Consider the following 2,022-nt stretch of genomic DNA (forward strand, 5'->3'; position numbering starts at 1 on the left):
TTTCCGACGGCGGCGGGGGCGGGGGCGGCGCGGGCACACCCGCGTAGCCGCCGATCTCGGTCGGCTTGGGGAAGGACTCGTTGGAGGTGCCCTTGAGGGCGCCGTCCATCGTGGACTTCCAGATGTCCGACGGCAACCCCGAACCGTAAACGGGTGCGCCCGAGGCGGTTACCAGCGGACTGTCGCCCTTGGCCGTGCCCACCCACACCGCCGTCGACAGAGACGGCGTGTAGCCGACCATCCAGGCGTCCTTATTCGAGGTGGTATCGCCGAGCTGGGTGGTGCCGGTCTTGGCGGCCGACGGCCTACCGCCGGCCAGGGCGTGGCCGCGGGAATAGGCGGCGATCGGTGCCATGGCCGCCGTGACGTTGTCGGCGACGGCCTTGGGGACGCGCTGCTCGCTCTTATCGTCGGAGTTGGCGGCGTCGAAGAGGACCTGGCCGTCGGAGTTGACGACCTTCTGCACGAAGTGCGGGCGGTGATAGACGCCGGACGCCGCGAGCGTCGCATAGGCCGAAGCCATGTCGAACACTCGGGTTTGGTACTGGCCCAGCACAATTCCGTTGTTCGGTGGTCCACCCTTGCCATCCTCCGACAGGGTGTGGGCCACGCCGGGAAAACTGGTCGCGACGCCGGCTTGGTGCGCGGCGTCGGCGACGGCCTGCGGCCCGCCCTTGAGCTTGAGCATCAGCCGGTAGTAGGAGGTGTTCAACGACATCTTGAGGGCCTGGGCGAGGTTACAGGTCCCGCAGCTTTCCCCCTCGACGTTGGTGATCTTGATGCCATCGACCGTCAGCGGCGAGCTGTCCACCTGATAACCCAGCCCGATGCCCTGTTCGAGCGCGGCCACCAGCGCGAACACCTTGAACGACGATCCGGTCTGCAGTCCGGCCTGAGCGAAGTCGAACCCGTAGGCGTCGGTGCCGCCGAAGTACGCGCGGATGGCCCCGTCATGCGGATCGACCGAAACCACGGCCGAACGCATGTCGGGATCCTGGCCGTCGAGGTATTTCGACACCGCCTTCTCTGCGGCCTGTTGGGCCTTCGGATCGATGGTGGTGGTGACCTGCAGGCCCTGGGTGTTCAGGGTCCGCTCATCGATGTTGAACAGCTCCATCAGCTCTTTGGTCACCTGACGCTCGATCAGCCCGTTGGGTCCGGTCGTCTGGTTCTGTGCGCGCGCCTGATCGGGCGGCACGGTCGGCGGAAATACCTGCGCGGAACGGTCATTGGGAGACAGCGCCTTGGTTTCCACCATGCCGTCGAGCACCCACGCCCAGCGGGCCCGGGCGCCCTGCGGATCGAGTGCCGGGTCGAGCGAGGACGGCCGCCGGATGAGCGCAGCCAGCAACGCGCCCTCGGAGACCGTGAGCTGCTCGACAGGTTTGTTGAAGTAGGCCTTGGCGGCGGCCGAGATCCCGTAGGCGCCCCGGCCGAAGTAAATGATGTTCAGATAGGCCTGCAGGACATCGTCTTTCGACCACTCCCCCGACATCTTGGTGGCAATGACCAGTTCCTTGGCCTTGCGCATCAGGCCGCTGATCCCGTGCTGGGCCGAACCCACCAGCGCGTTCTTCACGTACTGCTGGGTGATGGTCGACCCGCCCTGCAGGTCGCCGCTGCCGAAGAGGTTGTTGTTCACGGCGCGCACGAACCCGCTGAAATCGAATCCCGGGTTCGAGTAGAAATTGCGATCCTCGGCGGCGATCACCGCCTGGCGCACATGCACCGGAACTTGGCTGATATTTACGTCGACCCGATTACCTTCGGGGGGAATGATTTTGGCGATCTCCGAACCGTCGCTGGCCAGGATGGTGGAAACCTGGTTGGTGCGAAGGTCGCCCGGCTTGGGAATGTCGACGATGAAGTACGCCATCGCGAACGTGACGATCGGCAGGAGGACCAGTACCGCCGCGCACAGATAGGCCCCGCGCCGCACCCAGAGCCAGTTGATCTGCTCGGTCCAGGCCCAGTCGCGCCACGGCGGGAGGGGCCGGCCACCCGGCCCGCCGGGTCCACCCG

General features: G+C 66.2%; 1 protein-coding gene. It reads right to left on the reverse strand.

From position 1 onward, the window contains the following. On the reverse strand, positions 1 to 2,022 hold a 2,022-nt coding region (locus BST14_RS27955; RefSeq protein WP_245845829.1), incomplete at both ends, for a transglycosylase domain-containing protein.

This window comes from Mycobacterium arosiense ATCC BAA-1401 = DSM 45069, assembly GCF_002086125.1.
GTDB classification, from domain to species: Bacteria; Actinomycetota; Actinomycetes; order Mycobacteriales; family Mycobacteriaceae; genus Mycobacterium; species Mycobacterium arosiense.